30 protein-coding genes and 2 pseudogenes are annotated in these 26478 nt (G+C 38.7%); 15 read left to right on the plus strand and 17 right to left on the minus strand.

The annotated features are described in order from the left end of the window. Positions 1–124 precede the first annotated feature (124 nt). From I8752_RS25140 to I8752_RS25160, 5 genes are all read right to left on the minus strand, one after another. Positions 125–622 carry a cupin domain-containing protein gene (locus I8752_RS25140; protein WP_214434962.1) on the minus strand — a complete coding sequence of 166 codons (498 nt, stop codon included), beginning with the start codon at positions 620–622 and terminating at the stop codon, positions 125–127. Positions 623–837: 215 nt separating this feature from the next. Then, the gene (locus tag I8752_RS25145; protein WP_214434963.1) at positions 838–1416 is read right to left on the minus strand and encodes an NADPH-dependent FMN reductase; all 579 of its coding nucleotides are present in this window, start codon (positions 1414–1416) and stop codon (positions 838–840) included. Positions 1417–1510: 94 nt separating this feature from the next. Beyond that, entirely contained in the window at positions 1511–2509 is a 999-nt protein-coding gene (locus tag I8752_RS25150; protein WP_214434964.1) for an aromatic ring-hydroxylating oxygenase subunit alpha, read from the minus strand. Further along, complete coding sequence (locus I8752_RS25155; RefSeq protein WP_214434965.1) at positions 2493–2912, minus strand: Mpo1-like protein; 420 nt, start codon at positions 2910–2912, stop codon at positions 2493–2495. Before I8752_RS25155 ends, I8752_RS25150 begins: the two co-directional genes overlap by 17 nt. A gap of 136 nt (positions 2913–3048) precedes the next feature. Continuing rightward, the gene (locus I8752_RS25160) at positions 3049–3411 is read right to left on the minus strand and encodes an ATP-dependent Clp protease adaptor ClpS (RefSeq protein ID WP_214434966.1); all 363 of its coding nucleotides are present in this window, start codon (positions 3409–3411) and stop codon (positions 3049–3051) included. A gap of 280 nt (positions 3412–3691) precedes the next feature. On the opposite strand from I8752_RS25160, the gene I8752_RS25165 reads away from it, so the two are divergent. Then, complete coding sequence (locus I8752_RS25165) at positions 3692–3919, plus strand: addiction module protein (RefSeq protein WP_214434967.1); 228 nt, start codon at positions 3692–3694, stop codon at positions 3917–3919. Further along, positions 3916–4212, plus strand: coding sequence for a type II toxin-antitoxin system RelE/ParE family toxin (locus I8752_RS25170; protein WP_214434968.1), 297 nt, complete (start codon positions 3916–3918; stop codon positions 4210–4212). Before I8752_RS25165 ends, I8752_RS25170 begins: the two co-directional genes overlap by 4 nt. A gap of 47 nt (positions 4213–4259) precedes the next feature. On the opposite strand, the gene I8752_RS25175 is transcribed toward I8752_RS25170, so the two are convergent. The 6 genes from I8752_RS25175 to I8752_RS25200 all read right to left on the minus strand — a co-directional run bounded on the left by I8752_RS25175 (position 4260) and on the right by I8752_RS25200 (position 9729). Further along, on the minus strand, positions 4260–5966 hold the full coding sequence (locus I8752_RS25175; RefSeq protein WP_214434969.1) for an N-acyl-D-amino-acid deacylase family protein: 1707 nt from the start codon (positions 5964–5966) through the stop codon (positions 4260–4262). Positions 5967–5977: 11 nt separating this feature from the next. Continuing rightward, the gene (locus I8752_RS25180; protein WP_214434970.1) at positions 5978–6583 is read right to left on the minus strand and encodes an OST-HTH/LOTUS domain-containing protein; all 606 of its coding nucleotides are present in this window, start codon (positions 6581–6583) and stop codon (positions 5978–5980) included. Between the two features lie 140 nt (positions 6584–6723). Then, positions 6724–6894 (minus strand): hypothetical protein, encoded by a 171-nt coding sequence (locus I8752_RS25185; RefSeq protein ID WP_214434971.1) that lies wholly within the window; start codon positions 6892–6894, stop codon positions 6724–6726. 159 nt (positions 6895–7053) lie between these two features. Further along, positions 7054–7800, minus strand: coding sequence for an ABC transporter permease (locus tag I8752_RS25190; RefSeq protein ID WP_225895898.1), 747 nt, complete (start codon positions 7798–7800; stop codon positions 7054–7056). Between the two features lie 121 nt (positions 7801–7921). Then, a complete protein-coding gene (locus tag I8752_RS25195) occupies positions 7922–8740 on the minus strand; it encodes an ABC transporter permease (RefSeq protein WP_214434973.1) in 819 nt (272 codons plus the stop codon). Further along, positions 8737–9729: an ABC transporter ATP-binding protein gene (locus tag I8752_RS25200; RefSeq protein WP_214434974.1), complete on the minus strand. Its 993-nt coding sequence runs from the start codon at positions 9727–9729 to the stop codon at positions 8737–8739. Before I8752_RS25200 ends, I8752_RS25195 begins: the two co-directional genes overlap by 4 nt. Before the next feature lie 401 nt (positions 9730–10130). Between I8752_RS25200 and I8752_RS25205 the strand changes: the two genes are divergently transcribed. The 4 genes from I8752_RS25205 to I8752_RS25220 all read left to right on the plus strand — a co-directional run bounded on the left by I8752_RS25205 (position 10131) and on the right by I8752_RS25220 (position 13533). Continuing rightward, positions 10131–10295: a hypothetical protein gene (locus tag I8752_RS25205; RefSeq protein ID WP_214434975.1), complete on the plus strand. Its 165-nt coding sequence runs from the start codon at positions 10131–10133 to the stop codon at positions 10293–10295. Further along, positions 10295–10519: a hypothetical protein gene (locus I8752_RS25210; RefSeq protein WP_214434976.1), complete on the plus strand. Its 225-nt coding sequence runs from the start codon at positions 10295–10297 to the stop codon at positions 10517–10519. Before I8752_RS25205 ends, I8752_RS25210 begins: the two co-directional genes overlap by 1 nt. Positions 10520–10664: 145 nt before the next feature. Continuing rightward, complete coding sequence (locus tag I8752_RS25215) at positions 10665–12083, plus strand: AAA-like domain-containing protein (protein ID WP_214434977.1); 1419 nt, start codon at positions 10665–10667, stop codon at positions 12081–12083. A 193-nt stretch (positions 12084–12276) separates the two neighbouring features. Beyond that, complete coding sequence (locus tag I8752_RS25220; protein ID WP_214434978.1) at positions 12277–13533, plus strand: ribulose bisphosphate carboxylase small subunit; 1257 nt, start codon at positions 12277–12279, stop codon at positions 13531–13533. Positions 13534–13706: 173 nt separating this feature from the next. Here I8752_RS25220 and I8752_RS25225 read toward each other — a convergent pair whose 3' ends face one another. From I8752_RS25225 to I8752_RS25235, 3 genes are all read right to left on the minus strand, one after another. Continuing rightward, positions 13707–14147 carry a hypothetical protein gene (locus I8752_RS25225; RefSeq protein ID WP_214434979.1) on the minus strand — a complete coding sequence of 147 codons (441 nt, stop codon included), beginning with the start codon at positions 14145–14147 and terminating at the stop codon, positions 13707–13709. 125 nt (positions 14148–14272) lie between these two features. After that, a complete protein-coding gene (locus I8752_RS25230) occupies positions 14273–15970 on the minus strand; it encodes a GUN4 domain-containing protein (RefSeq protein ID WP_214434980.1) in 1698 nt (565 codons plus the stop codon). A 27-nt stretch (positions 15971–15997) separates the two neighbouring features. Next, the gene (locus tag I8752_RS25235; protein ID WP_214434981.1) at positions 15998–18013 is read right to left on the minus strand and encodes an ABC transporter ATP-binding protein/permease; all 2016 of its coding nucleotides are present in this window, start codon (positions 18011–18013) and stop codon (positions 15998–16000) included. A 1385-nt stretch (positions 18014–19398) separates the two neighbouring features. Between I8752_RS25235 and I8752_RS25240 the strand changes: the two genes are divergently transcribed. From I8752_RS25240 to I8752_RS25260, 5 genes are all read left to right on the plus strand, one after another. Further along, positions 19399–20079 (plus strand): glutathione S-transferase family protein, encoded by a 681-nt coding sequence (locus tag I8752_RS25240; RefSeq protein WP_214434982.1) that lies wholly within the window; start codon positions 19399–19401, stop codon positions 20077–20079. A gap of 114 nt (positions 20080–20193) precedes the next feature. Further along, positions 20194–21060 carry a CmcJ/NvfI family oxidoreductase gene (locus I8752_RS25245; protein ID WP_214434983.1) on the plus strand — a complete coding sequence of 289 codons (867 nt, stop codon included), beginning with the start codon at positions 20194–20196 and terminating at the stop codon, positions 21058–21060. A 76-nt stretch (positions 21061–21136) separates the two neighbouring features. Then, positions 21137–22051, plus strand: a complete 915-nt coding sequence (locus tag I8752_RS25250; RefSeq protein WP_214434984.1) for a TauD/TfdA dioxygenase family protein — start codon at positions 21137–21139, stop codon at positions 22049–22051. 212 nt (positions 22052–22263) lie between these two features. Next, positions 22264–22857: a glutathione S-transferase family protein gene (locus I8752_RS25255; protein WP_214434985.1), complete on the plus strand. Its 594-nt coding sequence runs from the start codon at positions 22264–22266 to the stop codon at positions 22855–22857. Between the two features lie 5 nt (positions 22858–22862). Further along, positions 22863–23135, plus strand: a complete 273-nt coding sequence (locus I8752_RS25260) for a hypothetical protein (RefSeq protein WP_225895899.1) — start codon at positions 22863–22865, stop codon at positions 23133–23135. Here the strand turns inward: I8752_RS25260 and I8752_RS39150 are convergent. Continuing rightward, a pseudogene (locus tag I8752_RS39150) lies at positions 23105–23233 on the minus strand (ISAs1 family transposase); the annotation flags it as partial. The gene I8752_RS25260 and the pseudogene I8752_RS39150 sit on opposite strands and share 31 nt — an antisense overlap. A gap of 90 nt (positions 23234–23323) precedes the next feature. Between I8752_RS39150 and I8752_RS38170 the strand changes: the two are divergent. Next, complete coding sequence (locus I8752_RS38170) at positions 23324–23452, plus strand: hypothetical protein (protein WP_263986137.1); 129 nt, start codon at positions 23324–23326, stop codon at positions 23450–23452. 367 nt (positions 23453–23819) lie between these two features. On the opposite strand, the gene I8752_RS25265 is transcribed toward I8752_RS38170, so the two are convergent. Further along, the gene (locus I8752_RS25265; RefSeq protein ID WP_214434986.1) at positions 23820–24260 is read right to left on the minus strand and encodes a TOBE domain-containing protein; all 441 of its coding nucleotides are present in this window, start codon (positions 24258–24260) and stop codon (positions 23820–23822) included. Between the two features lie 268 nt (positions 24261–24528). On the opposite strand from I8752_RS25265, the pseudogene I8752_RS25270 reads away from it, so the two are divergent. The 3 genes and pseudogenes from I8752_RS25270 to I8752_RS25280 form a co-directional block, all read left to right on the plus strand. Continuing rightward, a pseudogene (locus tag I8752_RS25270) lies at positions 24529–24669 on the plus strand (transposase); the annotation flags it as partial. Between the two features lie 498 nt (positions 24670–25167). Next, a complete protein-coding gene (locus tag I8752_RS25275) occupies positions 25168–25926 on the plus strand; it encodes a HesA/MoeB/ThiF family protein (protein WP_214434987.1) in 759 nt (252 codons plus the stop codon). A gap of 4 nt (positions 25927–25930) precedes the next feature. After that, positions 25931–26140 carry a TOBE domain-containing protein gene (locus I8752_RS25280; protein WP_214434988.1) on the plus strand — a complete coding sequence of 70 codons (210 nt, stop codon included), beginning with the start codon at positions 25931–25933 and terminating at the stop codon, positions 26138–26140. A 69-nt stretch (positions 26141–26209) separates the two neighbouring features. Here the strand turns inward: I8752_RS25280 and I8752_RS25285 are convergent. After that, on the minus strand, positions 26210–26478 hold a 269-nt coding region (locus I8752_RS25285; RefSeq protein ID WP_422615221.1), incomplete at its 5' end, for an ISAzo13-like element transposase-related protein.

The raw sequence follows: 26478 nt of genomic DNA on the forward strand, positions 1-26478 counted from the left end.
TCCTATTGTGTGCTGAGAGTGGCATTGATAGTTAATAAAAGAACAATATAACGAACAACTCCGAACTGCAAACCCAAGCTTGGAGAATTTTGGATGCGATCGCTTCCAATCTTGTCAGACGAGATTATACCTGTAAATTTTCAGCAGGTGGAGGAATAATCTCTAAACCGTACCTTGGAGCAGCAACCATAATCTTTTCGATGTCTGCGGGACTGACAGCAGGTGATGACATTCTCTCTGAGACTGGCACACCTACTTCGATAAAAAACTTTTCTAAGCCTGCGGGAGTGACCCAGCAGAGCAATTTTGCTGGCTCTAAACCGATGTTTGTAAATCTATGGAGTTGTCCTTTAGGAGAATGGAGAAAGGTTCCAGGATTAGCTAAAATTATTTGCTCGTCCAGCTGAAATTCAAATTCTCCCTCTTGAATATAAAAAGCTTCGTCTTCGTGACTATGAATGTGGGGAGGTGTACCGCTTTGTGGTTGAACGGTAATCTCCACTAGGGCATAAGCTTGACTAGTATCTTCGCCTACAGCTTTAAAAGTATACAAATCCCCAAGTACCCAATAGGAAGAACCTTGTCCCGGTTGGTGAAATAGTCCTTGTTGATTGACTGTCATAGTAATTTTCTCACTTACTTGAATAGTGGAAATTAATTACGCAAAGCCACTTCCGATAATTTTTAGCTGTATTTTGGATAAAGTAATTACTGTAGTTTCTACTCCACCAGTCTGAGCATTCTTACTAACTTTCATAACGCAGTCCATTACATTTGCAACTATCAGAGCAGCTATTTCTGGGCTGGATTTTATTAGTATGGATGTTAACTCGGACACTATACTTTATTTTCTAGGCTGACTTCTCGCCGTCCATATTTTAGGACAGTTGACATCCAAACTAACTCATCCATAAACCTTTCCATGCGGCGAATGTAGGTTGGTTTGTCAATTAAATTGCCCGATTCATCAAATAATTGCTTAACGTTGCTAAAGTTAAGGTCATAGAAAATGGTTACTAACCCTAACTCCCGCATTACAGGTAAGAGGTTTTGGATAACCCTTGTGCCACCAAAAGAACCAGCTGAAACGCCGCACAGTCCCACAGCTTTATGAATATATTCTTTGAGGCAGGTGTCAAGTATATGTTTGAGCATACCTGGATAACCGTGGTTATACTCTGGTACAACAATAATTAATCCATCTGCTCGTTCCATAGTTGCAGAGAACTGAGGATCTTTGAGCGATTCGCCTGCATCATCTGTAGCGATCGCAATATTTCTAATATCGATTAGTTCGGTTTCTAGGCGATCGCGTGCTGCAACTTGCTCGACGATAAATTTAGCAACGTTTTCGCTCTGGCGACCTTGACGCGGAGTGCCAAGGATAACTGGAATAAATAAGGATGAATCTGGCATAGTTTTTTCTCTCTGCTGTTTTTGATACCTCTTGTCTCGAATCTGGGACTAGGGAGATGAGAAAAACAAGAAAGACTCGCTAGACTCCGCACCCTTACACTTCTTTTTTTGACCATCGAGACGGTTCTAGCTGGTTCACGTACTCTATATATTGAGCCAATGGCCGATCGATACTCAAGAGCAACTTCGGATTAAAGCGAATATTGTCATAAATCTTGCCATCTTCATCTCTGAGCATATAGTAAGCCAATCGAGTACAGAATAGTAAAAACCTATTGAGCAGATATCCTCCGATTCCTTTACGTTTTTCAGTCACGTAAATCGGTTGAATGCGCGTTTTTCCAGGTGCGATCGCAGTATAAGCATATATCATGTGCAATGGCGGAAAAAGCCGCACATTTTTCATCATTGTTAACAAGCCAATACAACCATGAGCATACCGCATGGAATACTCATAAGTCGAACCAAGAAATCTTTGACCTAACCGTTCTCGAAAGGTTGTTTGGGGAAACTTACCCTGCATTGTAAAGTCAATTTGTGTTCCTAATTCGCTGCAATGTAGGGACAAATCCATTTTGATATCTAAATGATGAATTGTTTTTAAATGTTGGGCATCAATGCCATTCATCATACATATATGATGATGGCAGTTTCTTTCAAATGCTCTATCGGGTTGTACAACAATTTCTTTACCTTGCAATTCATCAAAACCAGCTACACTTTCTGGTGCTACAGCATCAGGATAAATCCAGATAAATCCATATTTTTCTTGGGTTGCATAAGCTTGTACTTTCGCTTTCATAGGAATCTCTGATTGACAGGGAATATTTTGACAATTTCCTGTTTCATCAAAAGCCCAATGATGAAAAGCACAACGAATCCAATTACCATCAACCTGCCCAATTCCTAAATCTGTTCCTAAATGAGGGCAGTAAGCATCTAAAGCCCGTACTTGCCCATCTTCTCCGCGAAAGATCGCAATTTTTTGACCGCATATTTCTACAGATTTTGCTTTTATTTTAGGTAATTCATTACTTGGACAGGCAATATACCAACCCTTAGCTATTACATTCCAGTTATTGAATATTTGCATAATTTGTTGAATAATTATTTAATATATCTTGTCGTTGGCAAACATCATTGTGATATTTACCTCTTAAAACTCTAAATAGCATTTTACCCAAACAATAAGAAGCCCGCCAAGAGAATACAGCATCTTGGAAATCAATATGGCTGCGCTCAAATAATAAATGTCCGATTAATCCCAATACCTGAGTAAGTGGTAAACCTAAGAGTAAATAGAAGTTTTGCAATTTCCAGACAGAAAAGAGCAAACCGTAAAAAAAGAATATCCCGATAATATGGAGAGCAATATTAGTTGGATGCTGGTGTTTAAGAACAAAAACATCCCAATAATCTGTAAAAGGATGCTCCAGGATTTGATTATTAATGCGATTTCTCAGTTGTTGTTGAGGATGAGAATTGATGTTACTCATAATCTGGGGATGAATTTATATTTAGTTAGTTGAGTTATAAACTCTCTAAATATAATCCTCTAAATTATCAACTGTCATTAGAGCTTGAGTTTTGTTCAGCATCAATTGGGAACAGACAATGGGATAGAACATTGTGTCAAAAATTCTTCGATACAATCTCTGCTAAAAAACATAGCAGCCCTGCTTCCCTCATATGTTGTAAATATTGTTCTGCTTCATTCCTAGCACCTGTCCAAACGATCGCAATTCCTTCTTTATGGATTCTAAACATAAGATTGACTGATTGTTTTTCTGAAATACCAATAACCCTTACTAGGGTGTTTACAACAGTTTCCATTGAATTGATCTCATCATCCATCACAATAATTGCATGTGTCTCAAATCCACTAAAAATTTTTTTGGAAGAGGTTGGCTCTATCGTTCCGCCCCCTTGCTGAACAAGGCGTATCAGCAGATAAATGATGATGATAAGAATAACCGCAGATATTAGTATCCACATAATATTTTATTGTATATAATTTAACTATTTTTACATTTAATTTTTCATAGAATCATTTTCTCGATCGAGATATATCAAGTTTTTCAACTAGTTTATGTCAGAATATACGTAATTTTTTACGCCCTTGTCTGGACATTATACAAACTTTTTCTGTCCTCATTAACACGGAGACAAAATGCTTCCCAGTCGTTCGCGCCCCAAGCGATCGCCAACCACCTTCCCACTACCTCAAGCCGCAATGTTGTAAAATAGGTAAAAGCTAAACCCTAACTCTGTAATCATGAGTTCCCATCCTCTTTTGAAAGTTGACATCTCTGAACTCAGCGTTGCAGAACGTATCCAACTTGCTGAAGATTTATGGGACAGCATCTTAGAACGGCAAGAAGAGCTTCTCTTGAGTGAAGTGCAACAACAAGAATTAGATCGACGGTTAGAAAATTACCAGAAAAACCCTGCAAATGGTTCTAGTTGGGAAGAGGTTAAAAAACGGTTGGGCTTTTCTCGATGAACTATAACCTGATTATCCAGCCAGAAGCAGAATACGATATTCAGGATGCTTTTGAGTGGTACGAATCCCAAAATCCAGGTTTGGGTTCCGAGTTTATCCGTGCAGTCGATGCTTGTCTGTCGGGAATTGGAAGAAAACCCCTTGCTTACGAAGTTATCCATAAACAGGCAAGAAGAGCATTAATCCGTCGATTCCCATACATAATTCTCTACGTTTTCGATCGAGATACGGTTTTTGTACTTGCTTGCTTCCATGCAAAACGCGATCCAAAACAGTGGTTAGATAGAATTTAATAAAACTTCTCTGTGCTCCTCTGTGTCTGAAGCGTGAGATACTTTCATTAACACGGAGACAAAACGCTTCCCAATCTTTCGCGCCCCAAGCGATCGCTCACTTTACCTTTACTAACAACCCGAACTCCATTAATATAAACTGCTTGCACAATTTCATCCGAACCGCGCTTCACCATCCGAGGTTCGCCATCCAGAACTGGATCTAATATTTCTACTTGCGGGCTGATTGGCTGATTTAAAGCATTGGGATCGAGTAAAACTATATCCGCTTTAGCACCAACTTTCATAACTCCTGTATCGAGACGAAACCAACGGGCGGGTTCTCCTGTAACGCGAGAAATCGCAGCTTCCGGTAAAAGAAACTTCGTTGCAACTGCTTGTTTGAGCAAAGATAAAGCTCCATCATAGTAGCCAAGGTTACGTACATGAGCGCCAGCATCAGTAAAACCAGGGAAAATATAAGGATGCTGCATCATAGCCAAACGGGGTTTTAAGCGATCGTTCGCTCCTGTAGCTACCCAGCGCAAGTCAGTATCGTAGTGCTGCAACGCTTGAATAAACAAATCCACTGGTTCCTGATGCTTTTGATGGGCAATTTCCGCAAAACTCAAGCCTTGCCAACTCGTTTCAGGACAGCGAACAACTTCGATCAAATCTAACTGACGATGGAATGATTTGCGCCTTTTATTAAGCCATTCCTGACGAAATTGGTGGCGAAAAACTTCAGACTTCCACAATCTTTCTCGTTCCTGTCGTGACTCACAGCCGTTAAGTTGTGCCCCTGTTGAGAATTCTTCAAATAAGGGAGTCACAGGGCCATCAGAGTAAATTGTGAAGGGTTCGGTAAGGGTTTGAAAGCGTACATTACCACCGAGAATTCGGTTCCAAAAGTTGAGGATGGGGGAAAAGATTCGCCACAATTTGCGATCGTGTACGGCATCTAAAGCTGAGAGAACAGTTAGCCGTAAGGGTTTTTGTCCAATGCCTAACCCCATACGCAGAATGTCTACAAACGAAGCCAGCTTTTGTAAATTGGGAGTGACTTGAAAGGCGCGATCGCTTCGTCGGCAGAGTTTGGCTAACATCGCATATTCTTTAAATTTTGCATGTTGCGAAGGTATTGTACAGCCCCGCCATGCTCCACTCATGCGATGCCAGGGAAACATATCAATGGAAACGCCAACAAATCCAGCATCTAAAGCATCTGCCGTAATTTGCTGCATGATTTTTAACTCGAATTTGCTTGGTTGAACTGTTAAACTGCGTTCCAACCCCATAACAGAAGCGCGTAAAGCACTATGCCCAAACAAAGGCGCAACATTAGGGCCAAGCGGTAACTGTTGCAAATGCTGTAAATATTCTGCTGGTGTCTGCCAAGAAAATGACTGTTGCAGCCATTTCTCAATTAAGCGATGAGAAAGCGTTTCTACCCGCTGAAAAATATCTGCCAGCATTTGCGGTTCGCCGATCGCAATCGACAAACTACAATTACCAATGACAACGCTGGTAACACCATGACGCACTGATTCGCTCAATCCCGGTGCAATTTCTAACTCTAAATCGTAATGAGTGTGAATATCGATGAATCCTGGCATAACCCAAAGCCCAGAAGCATCAACCACTTCACGGGCTGAGATAGATAACGAGGGAGCGATCGCCACAATCCGTCCATCTTGAATCCCAATATCACCGCGAACAGGCGCAGATCCCAAACCATCAAAAATTAACCCGTTTTGAATCAGCAAATCCAACATGATTCTTTATTTTAATTTTTTTTATTTAATCGAAAATAAATTTTATATTTGTTGTGTTTTTTTAGCTTAACTTTTTTAATTTTAAATAAATTAGATGTTTTAATTATTTCTAGAATATTGCTAAAGCCATAATTATCAGGTTTGATTTCAGGATATTCTGTTTTTAACCGTTGTTCGCAAACAGAAAAAGAAATCCATCCGTCTTTATTTGCTATATTTGCCCCAATATCAATTAATGCACGAATTATTTCAGTGTTTTGCCATAACTGCCTCTTGTCTTTTTGAGAGTTCATTGCAGACAAATCATTACCAGCAGAATGACTTTTGACTATGTACTCAAAATATTCATCAAGATTATTAGAGAACTCTATGCTCAGAGAACCACCTGCTCTTGTTAATGATTCATTATAAAGAGAGTACAGATTATCTAAATTTTTTTGATATTTTTCTACATCATCTATAATTTGAACATTTTCAGACCATATTATATATGCAGCAATTAGTATTGGCTCAAAAATCCTATTTATATCTTTTATTGTTTCTCTATATTGTTCTAAAAATTTTATTCCTATATCAATTCCTTCTTCTGTATTCAACTTAAAGCCAGGTACTTTCAAAAGATGATGAATTACAGTGTTTCTTTCTTCAACAAACTTATTGATTAAAAACTCTGCGTCATCATTTAATAAAAATCCTCTTGTCTTAAAATTATTAAAAATATAACCAAGAGTCTTTTTATCTAAAATTTCTTCTCTGGCTAAAAAATCTTCTTTAGTAATGTCACTAAATATCCGATCGCGCTGATAAGGGATAAATTTACTAAGTTTTTCAGTTTATATTCAATTGTTTGACCTTCATAAACAGTTACTCCAAGTAACATAAAGTACTCTTTCTGTTTTTTCAAAAGGCTATCTGATTCTTTGTTCATATTTTTTTACCCTGATGCTCGATTTTGATTCAACGCGCTCACTACTTTTATACATTTGATGAGCAGTGTTGAACTTTACTATCTTAGTTTTCACAGAAAATGAATAAAATTATCAATAATTTTAAGATAAAGCAGACTGTACCAGTAACTTAATAAAACTTAGCTGCCAGTAGAACAGTAGTATCGCTCTCCTATTTTCCAAAGCTGAAGTGTAACTATCAAAAAAAGAATACCTGCCATTGGCGAGACGTAACAAAACCACAAAGGCACTGAAAAATTATCTTCTTTTTCTAGTACTGCAAGCAAAGGAAAATAGCTGACGCAGCCAAGCGGAATCAAGAAAGTAAAAAATCGCTGGAACCATTTACTATAAATTGAAAGCGGATACTGAGCCGTTTCGACTCCTCCATAGGTGAGGATGTTCATAATCTCTAAAGATTCAATAGTCCAAAATGTCAGGGTTGCTTGCACAATGACGATGCCAACAAAGAGTGCAATTCCGCCAATAAATGAAGTAGCCAAAAGCCACAATGTTTTAAAACTAAAAGGAATGTGCAGAGTTGAAAGCGACCATCCCATAACAACAATTCCCTGAGAAAATCGTCCTATTCGTTTTAATGTAAATTCTGTACCTAGAAGCTGAAGTACTGTAGTGCGCGGACGGAGAAGTAAACGGTCGAAGTTACCACTCTTAATGAGAGTTGCAAATGAATCAAATCCTCTACAAAGAGCATCAGCACAAGCAAAGGAAATATTAATCGTTCCATAAAACAGAGCAACTTCAGCCAAAGTCCACGTACCAATATTATTAAAACGACTAAAAAGCGCCCAGATTCCAAAAAATTCAACAACAGTTCCTAGAAGATGCCCTACAAGTTGAAGTAAGAAGGACACTTGATATTGCATTTGCGATCTGAAAGATACAGAAATATATCGGAAGTAAAGCAAAAAAGCATTCACAGCCAACCCTTGAGTAATTAAAAATTAAAAATTAAAAATTACGAATTACGAATTACGAATTATTCCTTTATCCTCCTTGAATTACCAGCTTTCTGATGCCACGTTTCACAAGAACACGCCCAAGGATAATAATGACAACTATCCAGAAAGTTTGATGCAGCAATACATTAAATAGCGCATTTGGCAACAAATTACCACTAAAAAGACGAAAAGGTCGATCGAGAAGTCCTGAGAAAGGAAGTGCATTGAGAACAGGCTTAATCCATTCCGGAAAAAGTGGCAGAGGAACAATCATTCCAGAGAAGATGATGATAAAAGTCGGGAGGATAGTATTAATTCCTTCTCCAGAGATTGTCCACATCATTGATACAGTCAAAAGCATAGTCAATGCAGACGAAAGTAGAATTGCACCGATAAAGGAAACAATAAAGGCAATAAGAGAAGCAAACGAAGGTGGAAAAGCAAGCGATCGCTCAGAAAATCCTAACAGGGGTAAAATAAAAATTGCTACACTAAGAAGCGGAACGGCACGTAGGAGCAGAGGTGCTGTGCGAAGCGCCAAAGCACGAGTAAACCAAAAATTATAAAGGTCAGTGGGTCGCAGCAGATCGTATCCTACCGCACCGGAGCGTATTAGTTCTTGAATTTCTCGATCGCCCGACCAAGGAACAATTACCATCAAAAATGCTTGTCCAAGCCATACATATCCTACAGCCTCTTGAAGAGTCATCGGTTGAGCGGAGGTTGCATGAGTAAAGAATGCTTCAAGAACCATTACTTTCACAAATCCCCAAAAAAGTTGAGTTGCTACCCCTGCTAAAGCAGCAGTCCGATATTGCAAAAGCAGTGCAAATCTAGCAACAAACAGCGACCAATATGCTGTCATCTGAAAGTCCCTCCAGAATTGGCGTAAAGTTCGGCAACTATCTCCTCAATCGGTGGATTTTCCACAAATAGATCCTCTACTTCGTGTTTTGCAGTAACTTGGCTAATCAGAGATGCAGCAGAAAGCTTTGTGGGATCGAAAGCCAGAGTTACGGTGCGACCTTCTTTAGAGATGATATTGACTCCTTCTTCCTCAAACAAAAAATCATCTTTCGCCAAATCGATTCTTAAATACCGCCGCGAGGAAACTTGAGAACGCAGCTTTGCCAGAGTTCCATCACAAAGAATTTCACCACCACCAATAATAATGATGCGATCGCACAATGCCTCGATATCATCCATATCATGGGTTGTCAAAATGGTAGTTACTTGATGCGTTTTATTCAGCGCTTTGATAAATTTTCTGACCGCAAGCTTTGAAACTGCATCAAGCCCAATCGTAGGTTCGTCGAGAAATAGAATCTCAGGTCTGTGCAGCATTGCGGCTGCAAAGTCACATCGCATCCTTTGACCAAGGCTTAACTGTCTCACAGGAGTAGAGAGAAAGCTGGAAAGGTCGAGCAAATCAATCATTTCTTGGCGCGTCTTTTGATATTCTGAATGGGGAACGCGATAAATATCTCGTAGCAAATCGAAAGACTCAATTACTGGCAGATCCCACCATAGTTGCGTTCTTTGACCAAACACTACTCCAATTCGACCAACATGCCGGATTCTATCTTTCCAAGGAGTTTGTCCGCCGATTATACATTTTCCACTCGAAGGTACTAAGATACCGCTTAAAATCTTAATGGTAGTCGATTTACCCGCTCCATTTGGGCCGATGTATCCTACCAATTCTCCCCGCTCCAGCGAGAACGAAACTCCTTTCAACGCCTGAACTTCTATAGTTTTTCGCTGCACAAGCCCTCGGATTGAACCGAAAAGCCCAGAGGAGCGTTCAGATATAAAAAAAGTCTTCTTGAGGTCTTCGACAAGTATGTGAGACATATTATGATACTAATTCGTAAAGGGAATTAGGACTACGCAGTGATGCGAAAAACCAAGGGTTTCGACAAAGGTGTAGCGGTATAAGGCTGTGAGAATTGAGCAAGACCCGTACGCCCTTACACCCAGTCCTAGTAAGAATTTCATCTAAACTTAGTGCCATTTACCTCTGATGTTGTCTGCCCAAGCGCAAGGAATTGGGGGATTCTCTATGCTCACTTCTTGCACCAAGAAAAATTGATGGAATTTTGTTACTCAGTAAAATAGCAAAAACCTTGATTTAGCTATAAAAAACGATAAAAATGAGGTAGTTTTATTGCGTGTATTTTTACTTTACCTGGGGTTGTACGTAGAGGTGCAAGATATGAGTATGAGGATTTAGAGGGGAATAGCACTAAGTTTAGATGAAATTTCGCTTTTGGCAGGGTGTAGGGGGTGGCGCAACGGGTGTAGTGTTTAAGAAAATTGAATTTGGATTGCGCCCAAGAATTCAACATCTTCTTAATTCCCTACACCCTACACCCCACACCCTCCAAGCCAACCATATCAAGGGTTTGCGCTTAACTTAGTGGCATTCACATCAGAAGTAAATAGTGGGTATCCGAAAAGTATTGCTACCAGCCTGACTACCACGAAAGTAGGAAAAGTAAGAAAAGTAGGAAAAGTAAGAAAAGTAGGAAAAGTAACTGTAATTATAAAAAAAATACGTAACTTTACTGATAAAGCCTTGCTCGATCAATCAAATACATGTATCTTAAAATGTAGGTTTCAAAAATACGCTATTGAAAAATAATTTCAGCACTATGAAAAAGTATTAGCTGGCTGAATTGACATCAGACAACAATAATGTTCCATATTTTAGTCATCCTTAGCTACAAGGATAGCTGCAAAAATGGAAAGAAAAAGCTTTTCTCAGCGTACATTATATAGTTAGCGATATGAAATCACCTAAAATCAGACGAAAACGGGGAGTTTTGTTGACATCTGCTGGTGTAAAGCGTTTACAAGCAGCAATCCGAGCGGTGGAGGTAATTCAGAACAATGGCGATCGCTTCACATTGGAAGAATTAAGCACTCGTGTGAAGGTATGTACAAAAACCTTGAGTCGGCTATGGTCTTTGAATGCAAGTGTGGATCAGCGAACGCTCAAACTATGCTTTAACACCTTTGACCTGGAATTATCCACAGAAGATTACACCATTGATAGAGAATCGGATTTTGATGAAACCACTGAAGCTTTGTTGCCAACTTTGGACAGAAAAAATATATATTCTTGGCCATCAATAATCAAAGGCTCTTTGGCTGAGGAACAGTATGAGAATTTTGAGTATTGTTGGTCATATCCAGATGGTCCTGTTCCTCTTGATTCTCCGCTGTATATCGAACGTCCTGCTGTTGAGAAACTTGCCTATCGAGAAATAACTCAACCTGGTTGCGTGATTCGGATTAACGCTCCCAGAGAAATGGGGAAAAGTTCTCTAGTGCTGCGGTTATTAGCTTTTGCTCGGCAACAGGAGTATTACACGGTAAAACTAGATTGCGACCAAATGGATGCACTCTGCTTTAGCAATTTAGACCACTTCTTCCGTTGTTTTTGCTGGCGAGTAGCAACAGAATTAGGTATCGACCCCCAACTAGATACTTACTGGGATGAGGAAATTGGCAGTAAGTTAAGTTGTAGTTTCTATTTAAAAAATTACTTGTTGCGGCAAATCAAACGTCCAATAGTTATTGTATTAGAACGAGTTGGCCGCTTTTTTGAATATCCGCAAATAGCTCAAGAGTTTTTTCCTTTGTTGCGCTCGTGGTATGAGGAAGCACGTCAAGATGTTAACTGGCAGAAACTGAGACTAGTAGTGGTTTACTCTACAGAAGTCTGTGTCTCCTTAGATATCAACCAATCCCCGTTCAACATTGGATTACCATTGCGTCTGAGCGAGTTTACTCAAGAACAGGTAGAAGAATTAGCCAATCGGCACGGGCTAAAATGGAATTCTGGTAAACAGGCCCAGCAGCTCATATCTCTTGTAGGTGGACATCCAGCACTGATTCGGATTGGTTTATATTATCTAGCCTGTCAAGGTATGACTCTAGAAGCATTAGTACAAGAGGCTATGGCTAATGGTGGCATTTACCGCAATCATTTATGGCGACACTGGGAAAAACTGCAAAAAAACCCCAGTATGGCAAGGGCATATACTGAACTTTTGATAACAAAGCAAAGTAGTTGTCTGAATCCGATTGAGACTTCTAAACTTGACAGCTTGGGATTAATTCGCTTTGAGGGCGATCGCATCTTACCGCGTTGCCAACTCTACCACGCTTATTTTGTGAAACAACTATCGGCAATTGTTTAACAAGATAGGAGAGCGTGTTTTAAAACTATAACCAAAGAAAGATATCAGCTAGAGCCTATATTGTTTAGTAGTACGATACTACTTTCGCCAAAAAATGCAATGCCAGAATCACAAGCAAGGAATAAGCGATCGCTGTCCCCAGAAAAAATTAACATTAACTTTAGAAGTGCTAACTATTAATTAAGACAGGCTCATGGGTTATTACATCGCTCCCCGCTTTTTGGACAAACTTGCCGTCCACATCACTAAAAACTTTCTAAATCTACCTGGTGTGCGAGTTCCCTTGATTTTAGGCATTCACGGACGAAAAGGTGAGGGTAAATCTTTCCAATGTGAGTTAGTCTTCGAGAAAATGGGTATCGAAGTGACCTTAATATCTGGTGGGGAATTAGAAAGTCCAGATGCAGGAGATCCAGCACGTTTGATTCGTCTGCGCTATCGGGAAACCGCAGAATTAATCAAAGTGCGCGGTAAAATGTGCGTGCTGATGATTAATGATTTAGACGCGGGTGCTGGACGCTTTGACGAAGGCACTCAATATACAGTCAATACCCAGTTGGTGAATGCCACACTGATGAATATTGCGGATAATCCTACAGATGTGCAGTTGCCTGGAAGCTATGATTCTACGCCTTTACATCGCGTCCCGATTATTGTCACAGGCAATGATTTTTCCACCCTCTATGCACCATTAATTCGCGATGGACGCATGGAAAAATTCTACTGGGAACCAAACCGAGATGACAAAGTAGGAATTGTCAACGGGATTTTTGTAGAAGACGGACTTTCGCAGCAGGAAATAGAACAGTTAGTTGATACTTTTGCCAATCAGTCTGTAGACTTTTTTAGCGCTTTGCGCTCCCGAATTTATGACGAACAAATTCGTAAGTTTATCCATCAAATAGGTTTTGAGCGAGTTTCCTTGCGTGTAGTGAACAGCACAGAAGGGCCACCAGAATTTAAAAAACCGAATTTTAGTTTATCTCACTTAATTGAGTCTGGTAAATTAATGGTAGCCGAACAAAAACGAGTGGAAACTTCCCAGTTAGTCGATCAATATAATCGACTCAATCGAGGCAGAAATTATCAATCTGCACCTCCCCCTGTTCCCCCTGCTGAAAAACTTAGTAGTCAGCCTTCAACCAATGGATCTCACAAACAAGAAGCATCAAATTTGCATGTCACCTTAGAGACACAAGAACAGATCCGGCAGATTTTGTCTCAAGGTTATAAAATTAGTATTGAACATGTAGATGAACGACGTTTCCGTACAGGTTCTTGGCAAAGCTGTGTTAACAGCCACATTGATGCAGAGTCAGATGCAATATCAAATTTGGAATCATCTCTAGCAGAATATAGCAATGAATATGTGCGGTTAGTAGCGATAGATCCGAAGGCAAAGCGGCGGGTTGTAGAAACGATTATTCAACGTCCGAATAGGACAAATTAAGAGTTGAGAGACACAGCAGAATTAAGGAGGTAGTGCAGTCAACCTTTCAGGGTAATTCAAAATTTAAAATTTAAAATTGAATACCCCCACGGATGAATCCGTGGGGCTTGCATTCTTTTGTTTTTATTCAGGAATTACGGATATTAATAATCAGCGATATAAGGCATTGTAATTTATAACGGATATTTATTAGGTACTGAATAAGTTTTGATTTTTCTGCCATCCATTAAATGTTCTTCATCTTTTATGAGAAAGTTACAACTATCAATTTCAATGACTTTATACTTTTCTGAGGCAAACACAGAACCTAAAGTAGCGATCGCATCTGCAATAGAAATTTTAGGTAATAATGGTATATCTAAATTCAAAAGTGATTTTGGCATTGTTTTAAGTTTTAAATACAATGTTTTGTCACTTACGTACCATACGCCAGTAAATTTATTACCTGTCAGAACTTCCCTAGGTTTCGAGAACAGGAATGTTTGGATTTTTGTTTGTTCGTAGGTCATATCATCTTTAAAGAAAATAGTAATTTTTTCCCAAGACCTATCAAAACGCCATTTGCCAAAAAGTAAAATTTCTATATCTATATCAGATAAATTACTACTACTCATATAAGACTCCTATGTAATTTTTGCGAAGCTAGGTAGATTTTTATTCGCTGTTCCCCGTTTTCTGACTTTACGAGCGATCGAAAATTAAATCGATTGCTATATCTATTCTCAAATTAGCTTTGGCTCTAATTTTCCCTATTATTAACAGATGTGCGATCGCCGCAGAGGAAAGTTTCGTTACAAGTTTTTACACGAGAAAAGAATAAGTGCATTTGCCAAACTAACCAAGACCCTACCCGCCAAGCTCCCATTGAAAGGTGTTCCGCAGATGATGAAGATAAATCAAACATATCTTGGTCGTAGTGTAACCATTGGACTGGTAGGTGTCCTATGGGTGTTGTAGCGGACAATTCAAAAGTTAGTCGATCGTAGTCTAACCAGTTTCCATCTTTTCGCCAACCAAGGCGATCGCCGAATCTCTTTTCTGCTTCATAATCTACTCTATCGCCCATTTCGCTCCAGATATTTTGCTGAATGCTAAAGCCAAAATAATCATGACTGGATTCTCGCCAAAGGCGATCGATGGCGTACAAAGCTTCACAAGAAAAGTTATTAATATCTTTTTGATAAACTTCATTCCAATAACTCTTCCCTATAACTTGTAGCATTAATTTAGTGGTTTCAATATCAGCTTCTTTCCACTTGTGCTGTGCGAGCAAATCCTGTAGTTGGGTATAGTCGATTTTATTATGTTGAAATTTTTGTGGAGATGTGGTTTTGTCCAATCTCATCAAACTCGTTTCTGCAACAGCAAATAGAGGCGTTATAGAGATAAAATTGGCTTTAGCTATCCCTAGCCTTCGGTCAGCAAATTGCTCTGATATATAATTAGATATTGAGTCAATCGATCGATCTAAAAATACTCGCTCGTCAGCCTCAAAATTATGGATTTGCCAATCTAATAATGTAGATTGAATAAAAGCATCCTTTAATCTTTCTTTTTTTTCATAGCTTGTCACCATAAAATCAAGAAAAGTTTCAGAAATAGCTTCTACGTTTTTGGGAACTAATAAATTAGACTGAGAGTTTAAAATATTTTCTGCCAAATTTTTAATATCTCCCACAGTTGCGTAAAAATCCTCATCTACTTCTCCTACTTTATCTATTAAAGATTGAAATGGACTAAAGTAATCTTGTAGATAATTTTCAAAATTAATGGCTGTTTTAGCTATTTCTACTATTTCTTGACGAAGCTTTTGAGCTTTTTTTTGATATTCATAAATTTCTTGATATATTTCTAATTCTTTAACTACTTGCTGGATAATTTGTTTTTGAGTTTTGGTATCTTCTGACAGTGTTTTCAGACCTTCACTAAGTAATTTGATTTTTTCTAACATCAAAAAAGAGGCATTGCTCAATAGTAAAATTGATTTATAGTTTTCTTGTTTTTCCCATTTTAATTTATCTAGTATTTTCTGGTTATTATAATTTTTTATTTCTAATTTTTTTCTTTCCTTATCCAAATTTTTTATTTCCACATATTTTTGCACAAACATTTGTTTTAAGTCATCTGTCAGCCTCAACAAAAAATGTTGGTAACTAGTATTATAATTTTCTAAAAAATCAACTAACAGAGTGTATTCTCTAACTAATAATTGAAACTCTACAAAAATTTCTCTTTGACTAATCTCTTCTTTCCATTTAATTATTTTTCCAAAAATATGATGATATTGAACGCCTTCTTTAATTAATCTTCGACGTTCTTTAATTTTTCTTTGAATCTTTTTTAATCTGATATTTTTGACAATAGGTAATTTATAAATTTGTTCATAAATTGAAATTTTTTTGTAAGTAATAAGTCGTCTTTGCTGTTTAGTAAGCATGACACTGATGATAAAAAATATGAGATGCTAAACTTTCACCCATTTCAATACCTTTGGATCTTTATTATAGCGGTAGGTAACACCATCCTTAGTAGTGATGGATTTACCAAGGCTAGCTTTACTTCTAACAGTATTAATGGGAGAGTTTGTTAATGCCTGCATTTCCTTATGAGAAAGACCTGAAATTGAGGCTATTTCTGATTGACTTGGGGATTCTTTATTAGGTGAAATATCGATTTTAGTTTCAGTATTTTCAGGAGAATTTATCGCAAATTCTTTCGCTTTTTGGAGTCGATAATCCTCAATGGTCACAAGTTGCCAACTTGAATCTTGTGAAAGTTCTAGAACCCATTGATGATAATTAAACAGACTTTCTCGATGTCCTACACTGATAAACGTTGTTTTGTTTTCTTGTAGTTGTTGATATAAATTGCCTTCATTTTTTAAATCTAAAGCACTAGTTGCTTCATCTAAAATAGTAAAACTTGGACGAGTAACTAACAGTCGTGCAAAAGCAAGGCGCTGTTGTTCTCCCAGCGATAAAATATTCTCCCAAGGAACCTCTGTATCAAAATTATCGACACGACTAAGCAAGTTTTGTAGGTTAACTTGTTGCAAAACTTCTTTGATTTCTACGTCGTTCATTTGACGATTTGTTTGGGGATAGAGTAACTGTTCGCGCAAAGTCCCTAAAATTATATATGGGCGTTGGGGTAAAAATAAGATATCTTCTAGAGGAGGTCGCACCAAGCGACCAGTTCCCGCATTCCACAAACCAGCGATCGCTCTTAACAGTGAACTTTTACCTCGACCACTAGGGCCTACAATCAATAAACCTTCTCCTGGTTGAACCGACACTGACAAGTCTTCGACGATTGTCTGTTCGTAATTCGGCGTTTGTAAGGTAACATTCACAAAAGCCAAATGGTTTTCTTCTACTGCTTTAATAGTACTAACATTTTCTGGTTGTTTGGTAACAGTTTCTAAGGCATTTGATAACTCAGCTAACCGATCGACGTAACTAGAAAATCGTCCCGAAGTCGCAAATTCTCTAATTAATTCTGCCATAGCATTGGCAAACAGATTACAAGCTAAACTGGCTTGACCAACTTCTCCAAAATCAATTTCACCTCTAATATGTAAAGGCCCAAGTGCTATAAATGGAAATATTTGGATAGCAGCTTGATAGGCTCGATTAAAAATATCCTGACTTCTCTCCCAATTAATCTTACGTTTAGTACTTTTAATAATATTATTAAATCTCCGACGAATGATATTTGCTTCTTGATTTTCTCCTTGAAAGAAAGCTATCGATTCAGCATGATTGCGAACATGAGTTAGGCTATAGGTGTAGTCTGCTTCATGTTCGAGTTCTTCTTGATTAATCTTATTTAATTCTTGAGCCAAGTAAATAGCAATCAAATTGCCTACAATAGTATAAATAACCAAAACAACTGCAATAAATTGTGAAATAGACCAAAGAATTATTAAAAAAGTTATCATTTCCAGCACTTTTTCTAAGTAAGTAGCTGAAAAACTCAAAGCATTCCTGGCAATGGGTTCGATTTCTTGGGATAGACGTTGATCTGGGTTATCAACATTGGATTGAAAATTGATTTTATAATAAGCACGATTGCTCAAATATTTTTCTAAAATGTGATTATTTAGCCATTGATACCAATCAAGAGCAATTTGTTTTCTAACAAATTTAGAAAATCCTACTAAAAGTGTCACTACAACAAGGGCAGCACCGTAAACTAATAATGTATTAACAAACTTAGAAAAATCTTTTTCTCCGATGATAACATCAACTAAATAGCGACTAACAAAGCTATTAAAGGCAGTTACGCCCACAAGTAAAATTATTAATAAGACCAGGAGAAAAAGCATTGCCCATGCACGAATTATATCTGAAAATGCTCTATCCTTTGAGTCTGTGGGATACCAGTAAGGGCCGGCGATCGCTCCTACATTATCCCAAAATTTCTTCAAAGCTGAAGAAGCATTCCATATGGGTTGAAGAAAAGAAACTTGGGTTGACATATTCTCTAAGTAAGCTGAACATCTTTTTGGAATTAGGACTAGGAAAAATTGTCTTTTTCCTCCCTCGTTCTACAGCGATTGGATATATTTTTATCGCCGTAGTTACATAGGTTAGGACATAATGATAAGCCTCCAGTAGCACATTATATCGGTATAAGTACTCTGCCGCTAGATCCCAGCGGGCTTGGTCATTGGGTTGAGCAGCTAAATCATCATATTTCCATTCTCCTATCAATTCTTGAGGAGTTTCGTGACAAATCAAACAGAGTCGTTGTGTTTTCCCACTTGAACTGAGTCAGGGTTAATCTTTAGGCGATCGCTATTAAAAAAATCGCAAAAAATGCCATTTTCTGATGTTTAAATTCTCCATTTTCCAAAGTTTTGATAATTTAGTTAACTTCTTATCAATCAAGATTACATGTCTCTATTGCTGGCTATTTAACTAATAACAATGCATTAAGATTTATTTGAGCCATCGATATAAGTGCAAACTATAAAAGAGAAATTAAGAAGTTAAATACTCTCGTTATAATTGCTTGATAATGAAGACTTTATCCAATATTAAAAACTCATATTACTTGTGATTTATGAAGTATTCATTTCTGTAAATTTTAAATAATTATAGATAACTTTTACTAAAATATCATAGGTCTGTTTAAAAAAATGTTAGTTACTCGATCAAAGCGAGCGATTCTTTTAGAATTAACACTCTTAATCTCAGCTTTCAAATAATCTCAGTTTTATCAATAAAATGCAATAGTAGGTAAAACAATATAAATAGATAGTTTAGTAGACAATTAAGATATTTAAGACAGTTAAGTAAATAACTATACAGACAATTAAGATATTTAAGACAGTTAAGTAGATAATTAAAATATTTAAAACAGTTAATAAATCATAAGTACCAACTGTAATTTATTTACAGCTAAACTAGTACTACAGTTTTAGATAGCCCAACAGCTTATTAACTTAACTCAATCGGAACATTCTGTTGGCTCCAATCCCGACAGATATATTGCACCACACTATCTGCTTGATTGGAAACGGCTTCTTCATTGATTCATTACTCTTATAAGCAGCGTATGACACGTTTACAAACGTGCCATATCCCTTGCACCCAATCTCAACAGACAATCTTTGTGCCTAAGTCCTGTCTAAATATTTATTTAGATAATCTAATAATTAGGTATACATGTTTCAGAAAAACTGTATAATAATTAAACTACACTAAATCGACCGATAAACTGTAATATGGCATTTAGCCAACATAGATACCTGCTAGTCAAATTATTTAATCGCACTGAGCGACACATTTGGCTTCTATCGTTTGAGTTGTGCAATCTCATATAGTCTTGCCTTCACAATCGTTACTAACAAAGGATTTCATGAGCAATATACAACTTTACTTCGCCAAAGCTTCCACCTTCTCGCAACGTACTCGTGTGGTTTTACTAGAAAAAGGTATTGACTTCACCCCCATTGAAATTGACTTACAAAATAAACCAGATGGGTACACCCAGATTTCGCGCTATGGCAAAGTTCCGGCTATCAAACATGGAGATGTAGAAATCTACGAGTCTGCCATCATCAATGAATATCTAGATGAGGTTTTTCCAGAACCGCCGTTACTACCGCACAATCCTGCAAGCAAAGCGATCGCTCGGATTTGGATTGACTACGCTAATACTCGCTTTGTACCTGCGTTTAACAAATTTCTTCGCGGTAAAGATAGCCAAGAACAAGAACAGGGACGAAGAGAGTTTACAGAAGCACTTTTATATATTGAGCAGGAAGGATTAAACAAACTATCTAACGGTCATTACTGGTTAGGAGATGAGTTTAGCCTTGTTGATATCAGCTTCTATCCTTGGTTTGAACGTTTACCACTCTTAGAACACTTCCGCAAATTCACACTACCAGCGCAAACACCTCATTTGCAGACATGGTGGAATTTATTGCGCCAACGCGAGTCAATTCAAGCAGTAGCAAACCCTGTGGACTTTTATTTGCAAAGATTCGCCAAAATTCTCGGCGAACCTGTTCCCATTGGTGCAACTCAAAAATAGGACAGATGAACGAAAAAGCAAGGGGAGATGAAGAAAATGACTCTTGTACAGACAAGGGTTAATCGCGTCTCGACAACTAACAACAATTAACTAAAATCCAACATAGGATGACCTATGAGCTTAAATAACCAAGTTCTAGATAGACCGATTTCCCAGGATCTGCCATACGTCGAGGCTAATCTCACTTATCTAATTCCAATGGCAGAAAAACCTGTTAACTACACCTACGAACCCCCAGTAGGAATTCCTCGCACCAATGGAACTTATCAGACGCACAAACTGCCAATTTACAATGCTCGTTCGATCTCAGATAACATCTCATTAGATCGAGAAGGATTTGGATTTACTGGACATCATACTAATGTGCGTGATTTTTATGATGAAGACGAAGTTCGCCGCGTCTACTACCCAGAAGCCGAGCAATTATTAAAAGAGGTGACAGGCGGAACTCAGGTAGTGATATTCGATAACACCGTCCGTAATGCTGGTAAGTCCAAACCTAGTGAAAATAACATTAAAGAACCAGCCAAGCGCGTACACAACGACTTCACCGCTAAATCTGGATATACTCGCGCTCGTTTGGAATTAGCAGCGCGAGGCATAGATGACATTGATGCGCTACTAAAACAACGGTTTGCCATAATCAATGTTTGGCGGGCGATCGCCCAACCAATCCAAGAGTCGCCATTGGCACTGTGTGACGCGCGAAGCATTGCAGCAACAGACCTTGTAGCTGGCGATCTCGTGTACCGCGATCGCGTCGGTGAAACCTACGCAGTTACATATAACGCCGAACATAAATGGTTTTATTTTCCACAAATGCACAGAGACGAAGCACTATTTATCAAGTGTTTTGACTCCGCAGAAGACGGACGCGCGCGTTTTGCAGCCCATACAGCTTTTGAAGACCCCACTAGTCCAATAGATGCTCCTCCACGAGAAAGTATCGAACTACGGGCATTCGTTTTTTACAAAAACTAGGGGTGAAATGGCACACTTAATTTCGGCAAATCTGTAAATCTCATTCAACAAAAATCATATAGGAGACGTAGAGATCGTGAGTTCACAACACTTTGACATCAAACCAATTGCCGGTCGTATCGGAGCAAAAATCATTGGTGTTGACCTGAGTAATAACCTCAGTGATGAAATCATCAGCGATATCCGTAAAGCTTTAGTTAAATACAAAGTCATCTTCTTCCGGGAGCAAAACCTTGACGCTCAAGGACAAATAGCCTTCGCCCGTCGTTTTGGAGAATTAACTACAGCTCATCCCACTGTTCCATCACTTCCAGAAAACCTAGAAATTCTTGACCTGAATTACGGGCGAACTGCTAACCGCGCTAATATTTGGCACACCGATGTCACATTTGTAGACCGTCCTCCCCTTGGTTCTGTTTTACGGGCGCTCGTCATTCCGCCATCGGGAGGTGATACGGTTTGGGCAAACTCCGTGACAGCATACGAAGATTTACCAACTCCTCTGCGTAATCTTGCTGACCAACTCTGGGCAGTACACAGCAACGCCTACGATTATGCAGCTGCTGCAATTGACTTATCCCAAGAAATCTTAGAGCATCGGGCTGTTTTCACCTCGACTTTATATGAAACCTTGCATCCAGTTGTCCGCATTCATCCTGAATCCGGCGAACGAGGACTATTTATCGGTGGTTTTGTGCGCCGCCTTCGCGGTTTATCACAGAATGAATCCAATGAAATCCTGAAATTGTTGCAGGCTTATGTTACAAGTCCAGAAAATACAGTTCGCTGGCGTTGGAAAGTCGGCGATGTAGCTTTTTGGGATAATCGCGCTACTCAACATTATGCTATTGCTGACTACGGCAACCAAGCTCGTCACGTTCAGCGTGTGACTATTGTTGGCGATACTCCCGTTGGTATTGATGGCAAACAAAGTGAGGCTATTAAGGGAGATTCTTCCACATATAACCGACGCGAGCCAGCTTTAGTTTAAAAAGAATTGAGGGCTGGGAAGCAATATGAAGGACGGGTTATACAAGAAAATCTTGGTTCAGCCCGTCCAGTTAACCAATTTACACAAATTGTATCTCCTGAATTAGTAAGGGTTTGTACGTAATTTTATAAACATTAAAATCATTGCAACCTAATTCCCTAGCTCTCTATGAGCGAAGGGAGAAAGTATAAAAAAAACTATTGCATTTTTTCATGAAACTCTTTTACACACCTAACTCCCCGTATGCACGTATAGCAAGAATAGCTTCAGTAGAACTGAATCTTAGCAAACAGATCGAAATGCAAAAAGTCACTGTACGAGATCCGAACAGCGAGCTACTGAATTACAACCCTACAGGTAAAGTCCCAACTCTAGCAACTGATGACGGATTTATTTTGAGTGAAACACGCATAATATGCGTTTATTTAAATCAATTCAATCCCAAAATCAAATTAGTTGCTGACATTTCTGATGGCTTTTTACAGCAACTTGAAGGTACAGCTAGTGGGTTCATAGATGGTATTGCTGTCTGGGTACGGGAGTTACGGCGTTCTTCAAGTGAGCAATCATCAGGGGTAATCAAGTTAGAGCGATCGCGTGCTTTAAGAATCTTGGAATACTTTGAGAAGATTTCTGATAAATTCGACCAAACTCCTAAGCTTGCTTATATCATCATCGCATCAGCGCTAGGGTTAGAGAGTCGTCTGCCTGAACTGCAATGGCGACTAAGCTACCCCAAGCTTGCAAAATGGTATGATGAATTTTCTGGGCGACCGTCCCTGCAAGTGACGAAACCAGAATATTAAAGATAATGTTGACGGTTCTTCTATCCTCCTTTGTTTTGGCGTTTCACAACATTACTGTGCGAGTTTTGTTTTCAGAACATCTCGTACTGGGTTTATTTTTACTTGGTGGATACGTTAAACCGGATTTACAGAATTCATTCTTACTGATGTTCATGCGAATGCTGCTTGTGGTTCCACTCATGGCATCTCTAGCATTCAAGCTATATCCATCTGCTTTTAGAGAATTCCGGGAGTTGTTCAGGCGCGATCGCACAACAGAGAGATTGGCTGGGGCATGACCAAGATGTATAGTTGAACGATCTTCATTGAAAACTACATCCTTAACCCAATGAAGTCGATTTTCTATACTCCAATGACCGCGAATACCCTGAGCAAATTCTTTTGGTAATACCTACGAAATTACAAGGGTTTCAAGACTTAATTCACATTGAACGTGAATTAATAAAAAACGCTTGATAGACTGTGAATGATTAATAAACGAATCCTGACTTTTGCAAGTTGGGTATTTATCTCGTTTCTAGTAATTGTCGGCTGTGGTCAAACCACTACATCTAACCCATCCTCAACTGCTAACCTCGCAGGACAATACGCTTAACAAGTCTTAACTTCATTAAAAGCTTACTGGATGCTGGGATATCGTGGCAGAGGTATATCGTTGATTGAAGGTGTTTTTGTTACTCCTCTGACTTTACTGCTCACAGTTGTCAGCTTTTTACTGCTGCTGTTTTTTGGTAAAAATGGCCCGGTAGGGAAACTCATGGAGCCTTTAGACTTCAGGAGGCATTGTTGTTGAATGAGCGACAATAAAAGGAGAAGTATTTGAATCACTCAAATATTGATTAAACTCAGTGAAGGTTTTGGTAGTTATAGCAAAATTATAAGTTGACTGTTTGAAGATTATGGATTAAATGTGAGTTACCGAATGATATATTACTCCCCAACTCTAGACTAAATTATTATCTCTATTCCATAGCAATCACAATATCGTTGGACTTAATAACGGCATATGCTTCTTTTCCTTCGGATAGGTCTAACTCGTCTGCGGACACTCTGGTAATAATTGAGGTTAACTCAACTTTTTGGACAATCTCCAGTGTTACCTCGCTATTAACTGAGTCTTTTACAATCCTTTTGACAACACCCTTAAGGACATTGCGAGAGCTAACTTTTAGCGGTTTTTTTTGAATACCATTTTCTATCTCAGGCTTTTGAGTGTAAGCGTTTTCCATTTCCGCAATCTGAGTTGTTAATGATACTGGTAAAGAGTTCCGAGCGAGACTACGCACTAGTTCCCGTAGAATCTCGGTCTTGGTTCGCTGAAACTGCTCGCAGAACTCCTCCAGAATTTTCCGCTCTTCCTCCGACGTTTGGAATGTAACCCACCCTTGTTCCTTTCTGGGCATAATGTTACCAAATTAGTTAAAAAATATTGGACTATCGTTAGTACGATTTTACCAACTACTAATGTTTTGACACTCGCTGCCCTAAAGGGTCGGGGATTCTACATTCATCCTAGCTACTTGCTCTACCAGGGTTTCCCCAAGCAGAGTAAAGGAGTAAATCAAGAGAAAATATCTACATTTTGTTTGGGCGGTCTATTTGTAACCAGTTATTTGTTTGCATTCGCTCTTTCTCTTCTATCACAAGGGATACCAAATGCGATTGCTAACGTCATTTAGATATCTAAGACAAGAATTTCCAGAATTAATGAAGCTTCCTAGCTTGTGGACACATTCGTATATGTTTGATACGACGGGCAAGGTTAGTAGCCAAAAAGTCCTAGAGTATATGAATGACCCGCATCACGGATGAATAAATTCATCCGGTTCGCTTATATCCCCCACATGAATGACGGGGGCTTTACGCTTCACAACTCGTAAATGCAACCCGTAAGCTATCAGATTACCCTGTTAATTACGTTATATCCCCAGAATTGCTCACTAAATTGGATGGGGATGCCTTGTTTTTAATAGCTTCCCGCTTTAATAGCCCTCTTAAGTCCTAAAGAGCAATTCAGCAACTCCAAACAGAACCTCTGTGGTCAAAACTAAAGGTTGTCCAACAAGGTAAAGTTTATGAGGTTGGGGAATATTGGCTTTCTGGCAGCTATATCACAGCTAATTGAGTGATTAATGATTTATTTAAGTACATAGTAGAAAAGTGATTGATTAATAAATACTATTGATAATACCAACCTGTGCTCTATTTTTACCTACTAAATTGGCAAAAACTCACAAAATGTGTATGCGGTTACAATTGTCGTCATCTAATAGGTGATAGCTTTTACTACTGATGATGAAGTAAAAAACAATGGACTTAACGCCTACCGAGTTAGAACGCTATCACCGCCAAATGATGCTCCCTCATTTTGGCGAACTAGCTCAAAAACGCCTGAAGTCAGCAACAGTTCTGGTTACAGGTGTAGGAGGGTTAGGCGGTACAGCAGCACTTTACCTTGCAATAGCAGGTGTTGGACGGCTACTTCTGGTTAGGGGTGGCAGTCTGCGGTTGGACGATCTCAACCGTCAAGTTCTGATGACAGATGATTGGGTAGGTAAGCCAAGAGTATTCAAAGCTAAAGAAACTTTGCAAGCTATCAATCCTGACACTCACGTAGAAGCAATTGATAATTACATTACAAGAGAAAATGTGGATTCTTTAGTGCAAAGAGTCGATATAGCTCTTGACTGCGCCCACAATTTTGTTGAACGTGACTTATTGAATGAAGCTTGCGTGCGTTGGCAAAAACCAATGGTGGAAGCTGCAATGAATGGAATGGAGGCTTACCTAACAACGATTATTCCTGGTGTAACTCCCTGTTTATCATGCTTGTTTCCAGAAAAGCCGGATTGGGATAAACGCGGCTTTGCTGTTCTGGGTGCTGTTTCTGGAACACTAGCTTGTCTAACAGCATTAGAGGCTATAAAGTTAATTACTGGGTTTAGTCAGCCCCTGTTATCACAACTGCTGACAATCGATTTGAGCCGAATGGAGTTTGCCAAACGCCGTTCTTATCATGATTCCTCTTGTCCAGTATGTGCTAGTATTCCTGCTGGGATAGGAAATTAAGTCTATGGATATTAGTGCTCGGAACTGTCTCAAAGGTATTGTTAAAAATATTTTACCTGGTTCGGTTAATACTGAAGTCATACTAGAAATAATGCCTGATGTAGAAGTGACTGCGATTATTACAAAGTCATCAGCTCAAAAGCTTCAACTTGCAATTGGTAAGGAAGCTTATGTTGTAATTAAGGCATCTGATGTCATAGTTGCGATTGATTAAAAATTTTATTTTCAGAATAATGTAGAGCTTCACGCCTATTTAGGAGTTATGTAAAAATAACTTGAACAATTAAGTGACCAGCTTGGGTTTGATAATATAGTTCCACTCACCATGAAAAGAATTTCGTTCGATTGCGATAGTATCAAGCTCTTGGTCTGTAACCTTGATTCCCGTTTTGTAGAGATTTGGATCTAATCTAGCCTCAACTTCTAATCCTTGTGTGGTGGTAGTATTGCGAATTAGATTAATCACAACTTGCAAGCTGGTTAATGGTCTACCTCTCCAGTTTTGGGTAATGTGACAAAACAAGCGATGCTCAATCTTATTCCATTTACTCG

It is taken from the genome of Dendronalium phyllosphericum CENA369 (genome assembly GCF_016056275.1).
Classification (GTDB): Bacteria; Cyanobacteriota; Cyanobacteriia; order Cyanobacteriales; family Nostocaceae; genus Dendronalium; species Dendronalium phyllosphericum.

Excerpts from the sequence above, each read along its gene's own strand:
- I8752_RS25170 (WP_214434968.1), top strand. The coding sequence starts at position 3,916 with ATGAACTATAACCTGATTATCCAGCCAGAAGCAGAATACGATATTCAG.
- I8752_RS25185 (WP_214434971.1), bottom strand. The coding sequence starts at position 6,894 with ATGAACAAAGAATCAGATAGCCTTTTGAAAAAACAGAAAGAGTACTTT.
- I8752_RS25150 (WP_214434964.1), bottom strand. The coding sequence starts at position 2,509 with ATGCAAATATTCAATAACTGGAATGTAATAGCTAAGGGTTGGTATATT.
- I8752_RS25215 (WP_214434977.1), top strand. The coding sequence starts at position 10,665 with ATGAAATCACCTAAAATCAGACGAAAACGGGGAGTTTTGTTGACATCT.
- I8752_RS25255 (WP_214434985.1), top strand. The coding sequence starts at position 22,264 with ATGAAACTCTTTTACACACCTAACTCCCCGTATGCACGTATAGCAAGA.
- I8752_RS25200 (WP_214434974.1), bottom strand. The coding sequence starts at position 9,729 with ATGTCTCACATACTTGTCGAAGACCTCAAGAAGACTTTTTTTATATCT.
- I8752_RS25145 (WP_214434963.1), bottom strand. The coding sequence starts at position 1,416 with ATGCCAGATTCATCCTTATTTATTCCAGTTATCCTTGGCACTCCGCGT.
- I8752_RS25275 (WP_214434987.1), top strand. The coding sequence starts at position 25,168 with ATGGACTTAACGCCTACCGAGTTAGAACGCTATCACCGCCAAATGATG.
- I8752_RS25175 (WP_214434969.1), bottom strand. The coding sequence starts at position 5,966 with ATGTTGGATTTGCTGATTCAAAACGGGTTAATTTTTGATGGTTTGGGA.
- I8752_RS25245 (WP_214434983.1), top strand. The coding sequence starts at position 20,194 with ATGAGCTTAAATAACCAAGTTCTAGATAGACCGATTTCCCAGGATCTG.
- I8752_RS25265 (WP_214434986.1), bottom strand. The coding sequence starts at position 24,260 with ATGCCCAGAAAGGAACAAGGGTGGGTTACATTCCAAACGTCGGAGGAA.
- I8752_RS25230 (WP_214434980.1), bottom strand. The coding sequence starts at position 15,970 with ATGCTTACTAAACAGCAAAGACGACTTATTACTTACAAAAAAATTTCA.
- I8752_RS25165 (WP_214434967.1), top strand. The coding sequence starts at position 3,692 with ATGAGTTCCCATCCTCTTTTGAAAGTTGACATCTCTGAACTCAGCGTT.
- I8752_RS25205 (WP_214434975.1), top strand. The coding sequence starts at position 10,131 with ATGAAATTTCGCTTTTGGCAGGGTGTAGGGGGTGGCGCAACGGGTGTA.
- I8752_RS25140 (WP_214434962.1), bottom strand. The coding sequence starts at position 622 with ATGACAGTCAATCAACAAGGACTATTTCACCAACCGGGACAAGGTTCT.
- I8752_RS25195 (WP_214434973.1), bottom strand. The coding sequence starts at position 8,740 with ATGACAGCATATTGGTCGCTGTTTGTTGCTAGATTTGCACTGCTTTTG.
- I8752_RS25220 (WP_214434978.1), top strand. The coding sequence starts at position 12,277 with ATGGGTTATTACATCGCTCCCCGCTTTTTGGACAAACTTGCCGTCCAC.
- I8752_RS25225 (WP_214434979.1), bottom strand. The coding sequence starts at position 14,147 with ATGAGTAGTAGTAATTTATCTGATATAGATATAGAAATTTTACTTTTT.
- I8752_RS25155 (WP_214434965.1), bottom strand. The coding sequence starts at position 2,912 with ATGAGTAACATCAATTCTCATCCTCAACAACAACTGAGAAATCGCATT.
- I8752_RS25190 (WP_225895898.1), bottom strand. The coding sequence starts at position 7,800 with ATGCAATATCAAGTGTCCTTCTTACTTCAACTTGTAGGGCATCTTCTA.
- I8752_RS25160 (WP_214434966.1), bottom strand. The coding sequence starts at position 3,411 with ATGTGGATACTAATATCTGCGGTTATTCTTATCATCATCATTTATCTG.
- I8752_RS25240 (WP_214434982.1), top strand. The coding sequence starts at position 19,399 with ATGAGCAATATACAACTTTACTTCGCCAAAGCTTCCACCTTCTCGCAA.
- I8752_RS25280 (WP_214434988.1), top strand. The coding sequence starts at position 25,931 with ATGGATATTAGTGCTCGGAACTGTCTCAAAGGTATTGTTAAAAATATT.
- I8752_RS25260 (WP_225895899.1), top strand. The coding sequence starts at position 22,863 with ATGTTGACGGTTCTTCTATCCTCCTTTGTTTTGGCGTTTCACAACATT.
- I8752_RS38170 (WP_263986137.1), top strand. The coding sequence starts at position 23,324 with ATGATTAATAAACGAATCCTGACTTTTGCAAGTTGGGTATTTATCTCG.
- I8752_RS25235 (WP_214434981.1), bottom strand. The coding sequence starts at position 18,013 with ATGTCAACCCAAGTTTCTTTTCTTCAACCCATATGGAATGCTTCTTCA.